The sequence below is a fragment of the Sphingobium xenophagum genome (genome assembly GCF_031457465.1).
Lineage (GTDB): Bacteria > Pseudomonadota > Alphaproteobacteria > Sphingomonadales > Sphingomonadaceae > Sphingobium > Sphingobium xenophagum_A.
Genome location: NZ_JAVDWV010000005.1, coordinates 25,315 through 40,065, shown reverse-complemented (window position 1 = coordinate 40,065; position 14,751 = coordinate 25,315). Strand labels below are relative to the sequence as shown.

Sequence of the window (14,751 nt, the reverse complement as noted above, 5' to 3'; positions counted from 1 at the left end):
GAAAGCCCGTGCATCCCTATCGGTCACAACCCACGCATAGTTTCTGGTCAAAATCTATCGCGAAGACGCCACCGCAAGAGGTCGATCCGGTGGTCGCACCCAAATTTACGATAGACCGTGAGACCCGCATTTCGACTGCTGGAAGCTGCTTTGCCCAGCATATCGCCCACAGGCTGATCGCCAGCGGATTCAACTATCTGATTACTGAACCGGCGCATCCTTTGCTGCCGGACGCTATTGCGGCGAGATTCAACTATGGCAATTTCACTGCACGGTTCGGTAATCTCTATACGTCGCGCCAACTCCTCCAACTGTTCGACCGCGCCTATGGGACATTCACACCCATGGAGAATGCGTGGATCGAAGAGGATGGCACGGTAATCGACCCGTTTCGACCACAACTGACGCCGGGTGGATATAAAAGCACCGAGGAACTGGAGGTCGAGCGGGAGGGGCATTTCAAAGCCGTTCGGGCGATGTTCGAGCAGGCCGATATTTTCATTTTCACCCTGGGTCTGACCGAAACCTGGACGGACCGTCGCGATGGAGCGGCTTATCCAGTATGCCCGGGCACGGCAGCGGGCACATTCGACGTGGACAAGCACGCCTTCGTCAATCTTGATTACGAAGATGTCTTGGCCGATATGTCGGCCTTCATTGAGCGGTTGAAGGCGGTCAACCCCTCGGTCAAGCTGCTATTGACAGTGTCACCCGTTCCTCTGGTCGCCACCGCGACGGATAATCATGTGCTGGTGGCAACGACCTATTCGAAATCCGTATTGAGGGCCGTGGCAGACAAGCTGACTCGGTCACATGACGATGTATTTTATTTCCCATCTTACGAGATTATCACCGGCAATTTCAACGAAGGTCGCTATTATCAGGAGGATCGGCGCGAAGTGCGGCCCGTTGGGGTTGATCATGTCATGCGTCTGTTCTTCAAACATTATTGCGGGATCGACGCGGATGTTCCGGTGGCGGAAGGTGCCAAGCCGTCGGCAATTCGTGACGATGTCGAAAGACTGACGCAAGTTCTGTGTGATGAAGAGATGCTCGATAGCTGACAGGCTGATAATAACGTTCGCCCCGCAGTTCCTTACCTCCCCACGAACAAAAAACCCACCGCGCCCATGATGCAGGCGAAGGCGGCCAGGTGGCGCCAGTGGAGGGGTTCGCCCAGTACGGTGACCATGAAGCCGCCGAAGATGACCAGCGCAATGGCTTCCTGCGCGACCTTGAGCTGCCCCGCGCTCCAGCCATGGGCATAGCCGATGCGGTTGGCGGGAACGGCAAAACAATATTCGACCAGCGCGATGCCCCAACTGATCAGGATGACCAGCAGGATCGGCTTCTCCATCCCGCCCTTGAGATGCCAATACCAGGCGATGGTCATGAAGACATTGGAGATGATCAGCAGGGCGATGGTCGGCATAGGGGCCTCTTCTGGAACGGGCGAATGCTTTGGCACCGCTCGCGGCGGCGGCGCAAGCGATCGTGCAAAAAGACCGTTGCAAGCGCCAAATCCCTCGCCTATAGGCAGCACTCCTTTGGGGCCTTAGCTCAGCTGGGAGAGCGCGTCGTTCGCAATGACGAGGTCAGCGGTTCGATCCCGCTAGGCTCCACCAACCCCTCCCTTTGGGGTTGCTCGAAGGACTTTACCGCCAGCGCCCCGCGCGCCTAAGGCGGTCTCATGACAGAATTGGAACAGCGCAGCCGCCCGGCGGCAACGGTCGTGATCGTGCGCGACCGGGCCGATGGGTCGCCCGATATATTGATGATGGAACGGGCCAGCACCATGGCCTTTGCCGCAGGCGCGCTCGTCTTTCCCGGCGGCGCAGTCGATGCGGACGATCATGACCTTGCGGCCCGCATCGACCACGGACTGGACCAGGATGAGGCCGCGGCGCGCATCGCCGCGATTCGCGAAACGATCGAGGAAGCGGGGCTGGGGGTCGGCTTGCATGGCGCTGTGGACGCGGCGACCGTGCTGCGGCTGCGCGACGGCTTGCGCGAAGGCGTGGGCCTGGGGGCGTTGCTGGACCGGCATCGGCTGGAAGTCGCGTTCGATGCGCTGACACCCTTCGCCCGCTGGCACCCCGCGCCCTTCGATCAAGCGACACGGATATTCGACACGCGCTTCTACATCGCCCGCGCGCCGGACGGACAGATGGCCACCGTCGATACGACCGAAAATGTAAAGCTGTTCTGGAGCGGCGCGGCGGCCACGCTGGCGCAATGCGATGCGGGGGAGGGGAAGGTGATCTATCCGACCCGGCGCAATCTGGAGCGGCTGGCCATGTGCGCCAACCATGCCGAACTGGTCGCCCATGCGCGCGCCTATCCGGTCGAAACGGTGCGGCCGTGGCAGGAAGAGCGGGATGGCGAGCGGCATTTATGCATCCCGGACCATCTGGGATATCCGGTCACGTCGGAACCTATGGGGCAGGTCAGGCGTGCTTGAGGCATGCGCAAACTTCATGTGACCCTCCGCCGCCTCGTCCTGCTTGCCGTCCTGCTGTCTCTTCTGTTGCTCGGCTATGCCGTCGTGCGGCAGCGGCCGCAGGACATGCCCTGGACCGACCTCGACCTCAGCCAGCCGATCGGCATGTTCACCGGGCGCAAGCTGACCGCGCTGACCGGCGATGCCGCGCAATGCCGTGCGCTGCTCGACCGGGCAGGCGTCGATTATGTCGCGGTGCAGCCGGGTGGGGCGGACCAGTGCGCCTATTCCGATGCGGTGCGGCTGCGCGCGGAGAAAGACGCGATCGCGCTGGCCCCGGCGTCGGTCGCGCCGTCCTGCCCGGTCGTCGCCGCGCTCAAACTATGGGAGTGGCAGGTCGTCCAGCCCGCCGCCCAGCGCATCTATGGCCAGCCGGTGCGGTCCATGCGCCATCTGGGCAGCTATAGCTGTCGCCGCATGTATGGCCGCAGCGCAGGTGATTATAGCGAACATGCGACCGCCGACGCGCTCGACGTGGCCGGCTTCACCCTGGCCGATGGCCGTAGCATCAGCGTGCTGCGCGACTGGAAAGGTGAGGGCGAGGATGCGCAATTCCTGCGCGCCGTGCGCGACGGAGCGTGCGACTTGTTTTCGACCGTCCTGTCACCCGATTATAATGCCGCGCACCGCGATCATTTCCATCTCGATCAGGCCGAACGCGGCGCGACCGGCTGGCGGGCCTGTCGGTAGGCCTTAGCCCCGTCTACTGCCCGAACCCCGCATCCCGCGCCAACGCCACGGCTTCGCGCGCCGCGGCCAGCAAGGCCCCGCTCTTCGCCTCGCATTCGCGTTGTTCGTATTCAGGGTTCGAATCCGCGACGATGCCCGCGCCGGCCTGCACATGCATGACGCCATCCTTCAGGACGGCGGTGCGCAGGACGATGCAGCTGTCCATATTCCCGTCCGGCCCGAAGTAACCGACACCGCCCGCATAGGCCCCGCGCGTTTCAGGTTCCAGTTCGGCGATGATCTCGCACGCGCGCACCTTGGGCGCGCCGGACACGGTGCCCGCCGGGAAGCCAGCGAACAAAGCGTCGAGCGCATCATTCTCCGGCGCCAGGCGGCCGACCACGTTCGACACGATATGCATGACATGGCTGTAAAATTCGACGGTATAGCTGTCGGTTACGGTCACGCTGCCCGCGGTCGCCACCCGGCCGACATCGTTGCGGCCAAGGTCGAGCAGCATCAGATGTTCGGCCCGCTCCTTGGGATCGGCGAGCAAGCTTTCGCGGTTGGCGGCATCCTCCACGGCATTCTTGCCGCGCGGGCGGGTGCCTGCGATCGGCCGGATCGTGACTTCGCCATCGCGCGCGCGGACCAGGATTTCCGGGCTGGACCCGATCAGCGCGAAGCCGGGCAGGTCGAGATAATAAAGGAAGGGCGAGGGATTGATCCGCCGCAGCGCGCGGTAAAGCGCGATCGGCGGCAGGGTGAACGGGCTGGTGAAGCGCTGCGCCAGCACCACCTGAAAAATGTCGCCCGCCACGATATACTCTTTGGCGCGATCGACCATGGTGGCATAGCGGCCTGGCGCCAGCACCGGGGTCACGGCGATGTCGGCAATATCGGCCGGGGCGGGGGCAGCCGGGATCGGCGCGGCCAGCCGCGCGGCGGTCGCTTCGATCCGCTCCAGCGCCTGCGCAATGGCACGATCCGGATCGGCAAAACCGCCCTTCCACACTGGCGCGACCAGATAAAGTTGATCGGCCAGGCGATCGAAGATCAGGATGACGGTCGGCCGCACGAACAGCATGTCGGGCAGGTCGATGGGATTGGGGGCAGGGCGGGGCAGTTTCTCGACCAGGCCCACCGTCTCATAGCCGAAATAGCCAACCAAGCAGGCGAGCGCGGCGGGCAATGCCGTGTCCATCTCCGCCCGGCATTCGGCGACCAGATCGCGCAGCGCATCCAGCGCGCCCGCCTCCAGCGGCGCAAAGGCGTCGCGGTCGGTCGCCCAATGGCGGTTGATCGCGGCGCTCTGCCCATGGGCGCGAAACACCAGGTCGGGGGCGAGGCCGATCAGGCTGTAGCGGCCACGCACCGCGCCGCCCTCGACCGATTCGAGCAGATAGTCGCCGCGATCCGGCTCGAATAATTTGAGCGCGGCGGAGATCGGCGTGTCGGTGTCGGCAATCTGCCGCCGCCATACCAGCGCGGACTCGCCGCGTTCCAACGCCGCCCGCGCGGCTGCGTCGCCCCCGCCTGCGACCATCTTACTGGTCGCCGCTGGTGGTGGCGGCCAGCGCCTTGCGCACGCCTTCGACCGCATTGGCATTGCGCGTGACCTTCAGATGCTTTTCGACCGCGCGCTCGAACTGCTGACCATATTCCTGACCAATCACTTCGCCCAGCTGGTCGCGCATCTGCGCCATCAATTCGGGTTGGTCCTTGGCATCGCCCCGTTCGATGGCATTGAGCTGCACCACGAAATAGCCGCGATCCTGGCCGATCGGCAGCGTCTTGACCGTGTTCGCCGCCATCGAAAAGAGGATGGCGATTTCGGCGGGTGGGCGCTGCTCGCCGCGCATGATGTCGGCGCGCTTGCCACCCAGCGTCTGCGGGGCGGGCAGCTTGACGCCGGCCTGCGCGATCGCGTCGGCCAGCTTCATGCTTTTGGCCACCTTGGCGCGGATCTGTTCGGCCAATGCCTTGGCCTTATAGTTGCCTGCGTTCAGCTTATATTGCGCCTGCACGATCGGCTTGACCTTGGCCAGCGGCGGTGGCGCAGCGGCCACGATCTCGCCTGGCGCGATCAGCGCATAGCGCTTGTCGGGGGTGATCGGCACCATCTGCGCATCATCATCCGCGCTCATCGCGAAAGCGGGTGCCAACAGCGGCTGCACATCGGGCGCGACCACATAGGCCTGATCCTCGACCTGCTTGCCGGTGGCGAGCAGCAGCGGGCTGGTTTCGAGCTTGAGGCCATTATCCTTGACCACTTCCTCGAACGTCCCGCCATCAGCGATCTGATCTTCCAGCTTGCCGGTAAAGTCGGCCAGCAGTTGCTTTTCCTTCTGCGTGCGCAGCGTCGCGACGATTTCATCGCGCACCGACGCCAGCGCGCGGGCGGGAATGTCCTTGACCGCCGTGACGCGCAGCAACAGCCAGCCGAGTGGCCCGCGTACCGGGCCAACCAGATCGCCCTGCTTGGCGGCAAAGGCAGCATCGGCCGCAGCCTTGCCCGCCGTTGTGGTCAGTGCCGCCGGGGTCTGGTCGGCCAGCGTCGCCACCGCCAGGCCAGCGCCCTGCGCAGCGGCGGACAGCGACGCGCCGCCCTTCACCTTGGCGGCAATCGCCTTGGCAGCCGCCTCGGTCGGCAGCACCAGTTGCTCGATCGTCCGGCTCTGCTTGGCGGCATAGGCAGCCTTGTTCTGATTATAAGCGGCGGTGATTTCCGCATCGCTTGGCTGCGACGCCTGCGCGAAACGCTCGGCATCGACCACGGCATAGCGGATGCGCCGCTGTTCGGGGATGGTGAAGCGATCGGCATTGCGCTTGTAGAAATCGGCCAGTTGCGCGTCGGTCGGGTCTTTATCGTCCAAGAAAGCCACCGCCGGGATCGCCGCGACCGTGCCCTGCCGCGCTTCCAGCAGCAGCGAAGCGTAGGGCAGGACCAGACTGTCGGTCGGCTTCACACCCATGCCGATCGGGGTCAGCAATTGGCGCTGCAGGATTTCGCGGCTGATATCGTCGCGCAGATCCTTTTCCGTCAGCCGCTCGCGCGCGAGCAGATTGCGGAAATTCTCCTGGCTGAAATTGCCCGCCGCATCCTGAAACGCAGGAATTTGCGCGATCTGCGCATCGACCAGCCGCTTGGAGATATGCATGCCCTGCTCGTCGGCAAAGGCGCGCAGCGCCAGCGAGGCGACCAGCTGGTCATAGACCTGTGCCGCCCCGCCCTGCGTGAAGAAGTCATTGATCTGAAGACCGGGGTCGGACCGGCGCGCATTGTCGAACACGCGCTGCACCCGCTCCTGCAACTCGGTTTCGGTCAGCTTGTAGCCTTTGGCCTTTGCTGCCGTGCCGCCCCCGCCAAAGCTGGTCCCGAACTGGCCGCTCGACAGATCGCCCAAGATGAAGGCAGCGGCGATCGTCCCTAAGAATAGCAGCGCGAACACTGCCCCGAACCGGGATTTGATGAGGCGGCGAAAGACAGAAAGCATGAAAATATCCGAACTGCGGCGGGATGGCAGCCCGCTTTAAGGGCGGATGCGCGCGGCGGCAAGGCTTGCACTGGACAAATGCGCGAGCGCCGTTCATCGCCTCTGACCAGTTCATGGCTCTTCCGATGGAGGCGCGACGCCACAGCAGACTGGCGCGCGGCGGAGGGGGCGGGACGACGTGCAGCAATAAGGAATAAGGGGAACAGACGATGAGCAGGCGCAAGCTGGTTGTCGGCAACTGGAAAATGAACGGGATGCAGGCCGCGTTGGACGAGGTCGCCGCCATCGGCGCGCGCGCGGCGCAGCATCCCGCGGTGGAGGTCGGCCTCTGCCTGCCTGCAACGCTGATCGCGGCGGCGAACGCGCGCAAGGGCGGCGCCTTCATCGGCGCGCAGGATTGCCACATGCAGGCAAGCGGCGCGCATACTGGCTGCCTGTCGGTGGCGATGCTGGCCGAAGCGGGGGCGAGCTGGACCATCGTCGGCCATAGTGAGCGGCGGCAGGACCAGGGCGAAACCGACGCCGATGTCGCGGCCAAGGCTTTAGCTGCCAAGGCCGCAGGCCTGGGTGTCATCCTGTGCGTGGGCGAAAGCCTGGACGTGCGCGACGCGGGCAACGCCGAAGCGGTGGTGTCGGCGCAATTGCTCGCCTCCTTGCCCGATGGCGCGGCGGCGGACTGGCTCGCCATCGCCTATGAACCCATCTGGGCGATCGGCACCGGCCGCATCCCGACGATGGAGGCCGTGGCGACCATGCACGCCGCCCTGCGCGCTGCGCTGGCGAGCCGGATCGGCGAGGACGCAAAGGGTATGCGTATATTGTACGGCGGGTCGATGAATGGCGACAATGCCGCCGAGCTGATGGCCATCACCGATGTCGATGGCGGCCTGGTCGGCGGTGCCAGCCTGACCGCCGAAAAATTCGCGCCGATCATCGCGGCGGCGAATGGGGTGGTGGACTAACGAAAAAATCCTCCCCTGTAAGGGGAGGGGGACCGCCGAAGGCGGTGGAGGGGTGTCACCCTCACGATAGGGTGACACCCCTCCGTCTGGCCTGCGGCCAGCCACCTCCCCTGCCAGGGGAGTATCTGTGATCGTCGCGACCGGTGACGGGTTGGCGGTTCATTCCAAAACTTTTCACCGTTCGGGCTGAGCCTGTCGAAGCCCTCTGTTTCTCTTCGACAGGCTCAGGGCGAACGGATTTAGAAGGATCCCTTGCAACGCGAACGCGCGCAATGGTTGCCCCCGCGTCGCTTCGTCGCTATGTGCCCGGCAACGCCCTCCTTACCCGGACAGAAACCCGTCGCATGTTCACTTTTCTTCTCGTCGTGCAGGCCATCGTGGCCGCCCTGCTGGTCACCGTCATCCTGATGCAGAAGTCGGAAGGCGGCGGGCTGGGCGTGGGCGGTAGCCCGGCTGGCTTCATGTCGGCGCGCGGCGCGGCGGATTTCCTCACCCGGTCCACCTCCATCCTGGCGACGGTCTTCGTTCTGTTGTCGATCGCCATGGCGGTGATCGCGGCGGTGCGCCATGCCCCGACCGACATCGACACCTCGCTGGTGCGGCAGGCACCGACGAGCCAGGGCGCGCCCGCGACCGGCACCGTCGATCCGTTGACCAGTGCTGCCGATTCGGTCGGCAATGGTGCGGCGGCCAACGGCGCGGTTCCCCTCGCCAACTAAACCGTTCATCGACATCGCTGATCTTTTTTAAGCGCGCGTGGATTCGCGCGCTTGCCCTTTGTTGTTCCGAAAGGCTAACCCTTCTCTCCCATGGCGCGGTATATATTCATCACCGGCGGCGTGGTCTCCTCGCTCGGAAAGGGCCTCATGGCCGCATCCCTTGCAGCGCTGCTGCAAGCGAGGGGCTATCGCGTCCGCATTCGGAAATTCGACCCCTATCTCAACGTCGATCCGGGGACCATGTCCCCCTATCAGCATGGCGAAGTCTATGTGACCGACGATGGTGCGGAAACCGACCTCGACCTTGGCCATTATGAACGCTTTACCGGCGTTTCCGCGCGCCAGTCGGACAATGTCACGCAAGGCCGCGTCTATCAGACGATCATCCAGCGCGAACGGCGCGGCGATTATCTGGGCGCTACCGTGCAGGTCATTCCGCACGTCACGGACGAGATCAAGGCGTTCGCTTTGGCTGACACCGACGGCCTCGACTTCGTGCTGTGCGAAATCGGCGGCACCGTGGGCGACATCGAATCGCTGCCCTTCATGGAAGCGATTCGCCAGCTGCATAATGATCTGGATCGCGGCCAGTCGATCTTCGTCCATGTGACGCTGGTGCCCTACATCGCGGCGGCCGGCGAATTGAAGACCAAGCCGACCCAGCATAGCGTCCGCGAACTGACCTCGCTCGGCATCCAGCCGGACATTTTGCTGTGCCGCTGCGAACATCCTTTGCCCGAAAGCGAGCGCAAGAAGATCGCGCTCTTTTGCAATGTCCGTCCCGAAGCGGTCATCCCCGCGCTCGACGCCTCCAGCATCTATGCCGTGCCCCAGCAATATCATGCCGAAGGGCTGGACGCCGAAGTCCTGCGCGCCTTTGGCATCGACGATGCGCCCGAGCCCTCGATGGAGCGGTGGGACGACATTATGGACCGGCAGCAGAACCCGGAAGGCGAAGTGACGATCGGCGTGGTCGGCAAATATGTCGGGCTGCTCGACGCCTATAAATCGCTGCACGAAGCGCTGCACCATGGCGGCCTCGCCAATCGGGTGAAGGTCAACATCAAGTGGATCGACGCGGAGCTGTTCGAGGAAGCGGATTCGGACATCACCGCACGGCTGGAACCGATGCATGGCATCTTGGTCCCCGGCGGCTTCGGCGTGCGCGGGTCCGAAGGCAAGATCGCCTCGGTCCAGTTCGCCCGCGAACGTGGCGTGCCCTTCTTCGGCATATGCCTGGGCATGCAGATGGCCTGTATCGAAGGCGCGCGGAACACGGCGGGTATCGAACAGGCATCGACCACCGAATTTGGCGAAACCAGCGAACCGGTCGTCGGCCTCATTACCGAATGGATGAGCACCGAGGGCTTGCAGAAGCGCACCGCTGAAACCGACCTGGGCGGTACGATGCGGCTCGGCGCATATCCTGCCAAACTGACCGGCAACAGCGTGGTCGCGGGCGTCTATGGCACCACCGAAATCAGCGAGCGGCACCGCCATCGCTATGAAGTCAACGCCGGCTATCGCGAGCCGCTGGAAAAGGGCGGGCTGTTCTTCTCCGGCATGTCGCCTGACGGCACGCTGCCCGAAATCGTCGAGCGGCCCGACCATCCCTGGTTCGTCGGCGTTCAGTTCCACCCGGAGCTGAAATCCAAACCCTTCGATCCGCATCCCCTGTTCGCCAGCTTCATCGAAGCGGCGGTCAAGCAGAGCCGGTTGGTCTGATAGAAAAAGGGAGCGCTTCGACGCTCCCTTTTTTTGTCGGCGGTCAGCGACGCGCGGCGTCGAACAGATGGCGATATTGGCGCGGCTGGCACCGCAGATATTGGTTGGGCGCCTTGACGGTCGCACCCAGATGCGCCGCCGCATGCCATGGCCAGCGTGGATCGTAGAGAATGGTCCGCGCGATCGCGATCATATCCGCGTCCCCCGTCCCGACAATCGCTTCGGCCTGCTCAAAATCGGTGATCAGGCCGACGGCGACGACGGGGATCGACACGGCCTGTTTGACCGCGCGGGCCAAGGGCACCTGATAGCTTGGCCCAACCGGTATCGCCTGATCGGGATGTAGCCCGCCGCTCGACACATGGATGGCCGCGCAACCCCGCGCCTCCAGCGCTTTGGCGAAGGCGATGGTCTGGTCGATATCCCATCCGCCCTCTACCCAGTCCGTGCCGGACACGCGCATCGTCACCGGCTTGTCGGCAGGGAAGGCCGCGCGGACGGCATCGAAGATTTCTAGCGGCAGGCGCATCCGATTGGCCAGCGTGCCGCCATAATCATCGTCCCGCTGGTTTGAGAGGGGCGAGAGGAATTGATGCAGCAGATAGCCATGCGCGCCGTGCAACTGGGTAGCGTCGATGCCCAGATGATGCGCGCGTTTCGTCGCGCTTACAAAAGCCTCGATCAGTTTTGTGATCCCGTCGCGGTCTAAGGTCTGCGGCGCAACGCTACCGGGCGTGAAGGGCAGGGCCGATGGTGCAACGGTCTGCCAGCCGTTGACCGCGTCGGGTGCGATTTGGCTCCCGCCTTGCCAGGGGACATGCGTTGATGCCTTGCGACCGGCATGCCCCAGTTGAATGGCGATCGGCATATCGGAATGACGCCGAACACTGTCCAGCACCTGTTTCATCGCATCTTGGGTCGCATCATCCCACAAGCCGACATCGGCATGGCTGATCCGGCCTTCGGGCATGACGGCACTGGCCTCGATCGTCAGCAATCCCGCGCCGGACAAGGCCAACTGCCCCAGATGGATCTGATGCCAATCGTTCATCTGGCCATCGACGGCCGAATATTGGCACATCGGCGCGATGACGATGCGGTTGTCCAGTGTCAGGCCGCCGACCGTTATCGGCTCGAACAATTTGGGGCCACTCATACACTATCCTTCGAATGGTGAAGCCTTCCGGCACTATGCCCTCGACCGCACGGACCGTCGATCGAGGGCATTGCGCTTATCGTCAGCGCTTGGGCGTCAGTTTCAACAACCGGCCCTGCGAGCCATCGCCGCCATCCTCCAGCACCCAGAGCGCGCCGTCCGGCCCCTGGTCGACATCGCGGATGCGCGCGCCCATGTCCCATTGGTCGCCCTTGGCCGCATTCTCGCCGTCCAGCTTGACCCGGACCAGCGCCTTGCTCGACAGGCCGCCGATGAACAGCGATCCCTTCCACGCCGGGAACATATCGCCCGAATAATAGAGCAGGCCGCCCGGCGAGATCACCGGATTCCAGCTCACCTTGGGTGCCTCGAAGCCATCGCCCGGCTTATGGTCGGGAATGTCGCGGCCGTCATAATGGCTGCCGTTCGACACTGTGGGATAGCCATAGTTGAGGCCCGGCTTGATGAGGTTCACCTCGTCGCCGCCCTTCGGCCCCATTTCCTGCTCCCACAGGCGGCCATCGGCGTCAAAGGCGATGCCGAGCAGGTTGCGATGGCCATAGGACCAGATGGCGGGATGAAAGCCCTTGGCCGCCAGCGGATTGCCCGCCGCCGGGGTGCCGTCGGGATTGAGGCGCAACACTTTGCCCAGGGTCGATTTGGGGTCTTGGGCTGGATCGAATTTCTGCCGCTCGCCATTGGTGAAGAACAGATATTTCCCGTCCGGCGAAAAAGCGATGCGCCCGGAATAATGGCCATTGCCCTCGACATAGGGGCTGGCGCGGAAAATCACCTGCACATCGGTCAGGCTGGTCGTCCCGTCGCTCGCCTGCGCAAAGCCGCCTTTGGCCAGTGCGACGCCCTTGCCGCCGTCACGGCTTTCGGAAAAGCTGAAATAGACCATCTTGTCCTGCGCGAAGCCGGGCGACAGGACGACATCCATTAATCCGCCTTGCCCGGCGCTATCGACGGTCGGGATGCCCGCGATCGGGATCTTCGTGCCATTCTTGGGATCGAACAACAGCATCTCGCCCGCCTTCTCCGTCACCAGCGCGCGACCGTCGGGCAGGAAGGTCATCGCCCATGGCGAATCGAAATCCGCGATGGTGGCGGTGGCAAAGGGCTTGTCGACAGGCGCGGCCGCATTCTGGCCCGTGGCGTTTTCGGCCGAACAGGCCATGAGGATGAGGGGCAGGGCGGTCATGGCTATACGGCGCATCGCGATCTCCGGTTATGAGCGTTTACAGGTGGGTCTTGAGCGGTAGAATGAGTGGCGACGATTAATGTTGCAGATTTAATGGTGTCCGCCTATATCGGCATTGCTTCCTTACATCGTCAAACATGTCAGGGTCGCAGGCTACCAGCCTGCGGCAGCGAAAGCGCGCATATATCTGGATTTGGAGATCGCATGGCGGACATCGCCGCACTGACAGCGTTGATCGAACCTGAGGCGAAGGCTTTGGGCTTTGACCTTGTGCGGATCAAGCTGTTCGGATCGGGCGATGATCGCACGCTCCAGATCATGGCCGAACGGCCCGAAACCAAGCAGTTGGTGATCGAGGATTGCGCCACTTTGTCGCGCCGCCTGTCCGATTTGCTGGACGAGGTCGATCCGATCGAGGAAGCCTATCGTCTCGAAGTCAGTTCGCCCGGCATCGACCGCCCGCTCACCCGCCTGCACGACTTTGTCGAATGGGGCGGGTTCGAAGCGCGCATCACCGTGACCGAGGCGATCGAGGGCCGCAAGACCTTCAAGGGCATCCTTGGCGGGGTCGAGGGCGAGGATATCCAGTTTCGCGATACCAAGGCTGGCGACGTCGTCATCCCCTTCGGCCTGATCGATGGTGCCAAGCTGGTGCTGACCGACGCGCTGATTTCTGCTACCATGCCGCTTTCCTCCGATGGGGCGGATGAATTTGAAACCGAAGAATAAGGGTTCATAAGTCATGGCCAACGCCATTTCCGCCAACCGGGCAGAACTGATCGCCATCGCCAATTCGGTGGCGTCGGAAAAGATGATCGACAAGGCCATCGTCATCGAGGCGATGGAGGATGCGATCCAGCGCGCCGCGCGTGCGCGCTATGGCGCTGAAAACGACATCCGTGCCAAGCTGGACCCGGAAACCGGCGATCTGCGCTTGTGGCGCGTGGTCGAGGTGGTCGACACGGTCGAGGATTATTTCAAGCAGGTCGATCTGAAGGCCGCGCAGAAGCTCAAGGCGGACTCGGTCGTCGGCGACTTCATCGTCGATCCGCTGCCCGCCATCGACTTGGGTCGCATCGATGCCCAGTCGGCCAAGCAGGTGATCTTCCAGAAGGTCCGCGACGCCGAGCGCGAGCGTCAGCATGAAGAATTCAAGGACCGCGTGGGTGAGATCATCACCGGCGTCGTCAAGTCGGTCGAATTCGGCCATGTCGTCGTGAACCTCGGCCGGGCCGAGGGCGTCATCCGCCGCGACCAGCAGATCCCGCGTGAGGTTGTCCGCGTCGGTGACCGGATTCGCTCGGTCGTGCTGAACGTCCGCCGCGAAAATCGCGGACCGCAGATTTTCCTGTCCCGCGCCCATCCCGAATTCATGAAGAAGCTGTTCGCGCAGGAAGTGCCCGAAATCTATGATGGCGTCATCACCATCATGGCCGCCGCCCGCGATCCGGGCAGCCGCGCCAAGATCGGCGTCATCAGCCGCGACAGCAGCATCGATCCGGTCGGTGCCTGCGTCGGCATGAAGGGCAGCCGCGTGCAGGCCGTCGTGCAGGAAATGCAGGGCGAAAAGATCGACATCATCCCCTGGTCGGAAGATGCCGCGACATTCGTCGTCAACGCGCTGCAGCCCGCGCAGGTCAGCCGTGTCGTCATCGATGAGGAAGAAGAGCGGATCGAAGTGGTCGTCCCCGACGATCAGCTCAGCCTCGCCATCGGCCGTCGCGGCCAGAATGTCCGCCTCGCCAGCCAATTGACCGGCAAGGCGATCGACATCATGACCGAGGCTGATGCCAGCGAGAAGCGCCAGAAGGAATTCGTGTCGCGCTCCGAACTGTTCCAGAACGAACTGGACGTGGACGAAACGCTGTCGCAGCTGCTGGTCGCCGAAGGCTTCGGCGAGCTGGAAGAAGTCGCTTACGTCAGCATCGAGGAATTGGCCGGGATCGAAGGTTTCGACGAAGACCTCGCCGCCGAGTTGCAGAACCGCGCGCAGGAAGCGCTCGATCGTCGCGAAGCCGCCGCGCGCGAAGAGCGTCAGGCACTGGGCGTCGAAGATGCGCTGGCCGACATGCCGCACCTCACCGAAGCGATGCTGGTGACGCTGGGCAAGGCGGGCATCAAGACGCTCGATGATCTGGCCGATCTCGCCACCGACGAGCTGGTGCAGAAGAAGCGCGTTGACCAACGCCGCCGCAAGAGCGAAACGTCCGAGGACAAGGGCGGCATTCTGGCTGCCTACGGCCTGTCGGACGAGCAGGGCAATGAGATCATCATGGCCGCCCGTGCGCATTGGTTCGAAGACGAGGAAGCCTGAGCCAA

Annotated in this window: 13 protein-coding genes and 1 tRNA gene; 9 read left to right on the top strand and 5 right to left on the bottom strand. The window is 63.5% G+C overall.

The features are described from left to right. The first annotated feature begins 8 nt into the window (after positions 1-8). On the top strand, positions 9-1,064 hold the full coding sequence (locus J2W40_RS06025) for a GSCFA domain-containing protein (RefSeq protein WP_310222678.1): 1,056 nt from the start codon (positions 9-11) through the stop codon (positions 1,062-1,064). A gap of 32 nt (positions 1,065-1,096) precedes the next feature. On the opposite strand, the gene J2W40_RS06020 is transcribed toward J2W40_RS06025, so the two are convergent. Further along, complete coding sequence (locus J2W40_RS06020; RefSeq protein WP_310222676.1) at positions 1,097-1,432, bottom strand: DMT family protein; 336 nt, start codon at positions 1,430-1,432, stop codon at positions 1,097-1,099. Between the two features lie 117 nt (positions 1,433-1,549). Here J2W40_RS06020 and J2W40_RS06015 point away from each other — a divergent pair. The 3 genes from J2W40_RS06015 (at position 1,550) to J2W40_RS06005 (ending at position 3,190) form a co-directional block, all read left to right on the top strand. After that, positions 1,550-1,625: transfer RNA gene (locus J2W40_RS06015), tRNA-Ala, on the top strand. Positions 1,626-1,690: 65 nt separating this feature from the next. Beyond that, a complete protein-coding gene (locus J2W40_RS06010; RefSeq protein ID WP_310222674.1) occupies positions 1,691-2,461 on the top strand; it encodes an NUDIX hydrolase in 771 nt (256 codons plus the stop codon). Positions 2,462-2,464: 3 nt separating this feature from the next. Beyond that, a complete protein-coding gene (locus J2W40_RS06005) occupies positions 2,465-3,190 on the top strand; it encodes an extensin-like domain-containing protein (RefSeq protein ID WP_310222672.1) in 726 nt (241 codons plus the stop codon). A gap of 13 nt (positions 3,191-3,203) precedes the next feature. On the opposite strand, the gene trpE is transcribed toward J2W40_RS06005, so the two are convergent. Both trpE and J2W40_RS05995 read right to left on the bottom strand, forming a co-directional pair. Continuing rightward, complete coding sequence (gene trpE, locus J2W40_RS06000; RefSeq protein ID WP_310222670.1) at positions 3,204-4,715, bottom strand: anthranilate synthase component I; 1,512 nt, start codon at positions 4,713-4,715, stop codon at positions 3,204-3,206. 1 nt (position 4,716) lies between these two features. After that, complete coding sequence (locus tag J2W40_RS05995) at positions 4,717-6,666, bottom strand: SurA N-terminal domain-containing protein (protein ID WP_310222668.1); 1,950 nt, start codon at positions 6,664-6,666, stop codon at positions 4,717-4,719. 209 nt (positions 6,667-6,875) lie between these two features. On the opposite strand from J2W40_RS05995, the gene tpiA reads away from it, so the two are divergent. The 3 genes from tpiA (at position 6,876) to J2W40_RS05980 (ending at position 10,072) form a co-directional block, all read left to right on the top strand. Then, positions 6,876-7,628, top strand: a complete 753-nt coding sequence (gene tpiA, locus J2W40_RS05990) for a triose-phosphate isomerase (RefSeq protein ID WP_310222666.1) — start codon at positions 6,876-6,878, stop codon at positions 7,626-7,628. A 344-nt stretch (positions 7,629-7,972) separates the two neighbouring features. Next, positions 7,973-8,347, top strand: a complete 375-nt coding sequence (gene secG / locus J2W40_RS05985; RefSeq protein WP_310222664.1) for a preprotein translocase subunit SecG — start codon at positions 7,973-7,975, stop codon at positions 8,345-8,347. Positions 8,348-8,437: 90 nt separating this feature from the next. Beyond that, a complete protein-coding gene (locus J2W40_RS05980; protein WP_310222662.1) occupies positions 8,438-10,072 on the top strand; it encodes a CTP synthase in 1,635 nt (544 codons plus the stop codon). A 43-nt stretch (positions 10,073-10,115) separates the two neighbouring features. Here the strand turns inward: J2W40_RS05980 and J2W40_RS05975 are convergent, their stop codons facing one another. Together J2W40_RS05975 and J2W40_RS05970 are read right to left on the bottom strand one after the other, a co-directional pair. Continuing rightward, positions 10,116-11,228, bottom strand: coding sequence for an NADH:flavin oxidoreductase/NADH oxidase (locus J2W40_RS05975; protein ID WP_310222660.1), 1,113 nt, complete (start codon positions 11,226-11,228; stop codon positions 10,116-10,118). Between the two features lie 82 nt (positions 11,229-11,310). Continuing rightward, positions 11,311-12,447, bottom strand: coding sequence for a PQQ-dependent sugar dehydrogenase (locus J2W40_RS05970; RefSeq protein ID WP_310222659.1), 1,137 nt, complete (start codon positions 12,445-12,447; stop codon positions 11,311-11,313). A 189-nt stretch (positions 12,448-12,636) separates the two neighbouring features. Here J2W40_RS05970 and rimP point away from each other — a divergent pair, with 189 nt between their 5' ends. Both rimP and nusA read left to right on the top strand, forming a co-directional pair. After that, a complete protein-coding gene (rimP, locus tag J2W40_RS05965; RefSeq protein WP_310222657.1) occupies positions 12,637-13,161 on the top strand; it encodes a ribosome maturation protein RimP in 525 nt (174 codons plus the stop codon). Between the two features lie 13 nt (positions 13,162-13,174). Further along, positions 13,175-14,746, top strand: a complete 1,572-nt coding sequence (nusA, locus tag J2W40_RS05960; RefSeq protein WP_310222655.1) for a transcription termination factor NusA — start codon at positions 13,175-13,177, stop codon at positions 14,744-14,746. Positions 14,747-14,751 lie beyond the last annotated feature (5 nt).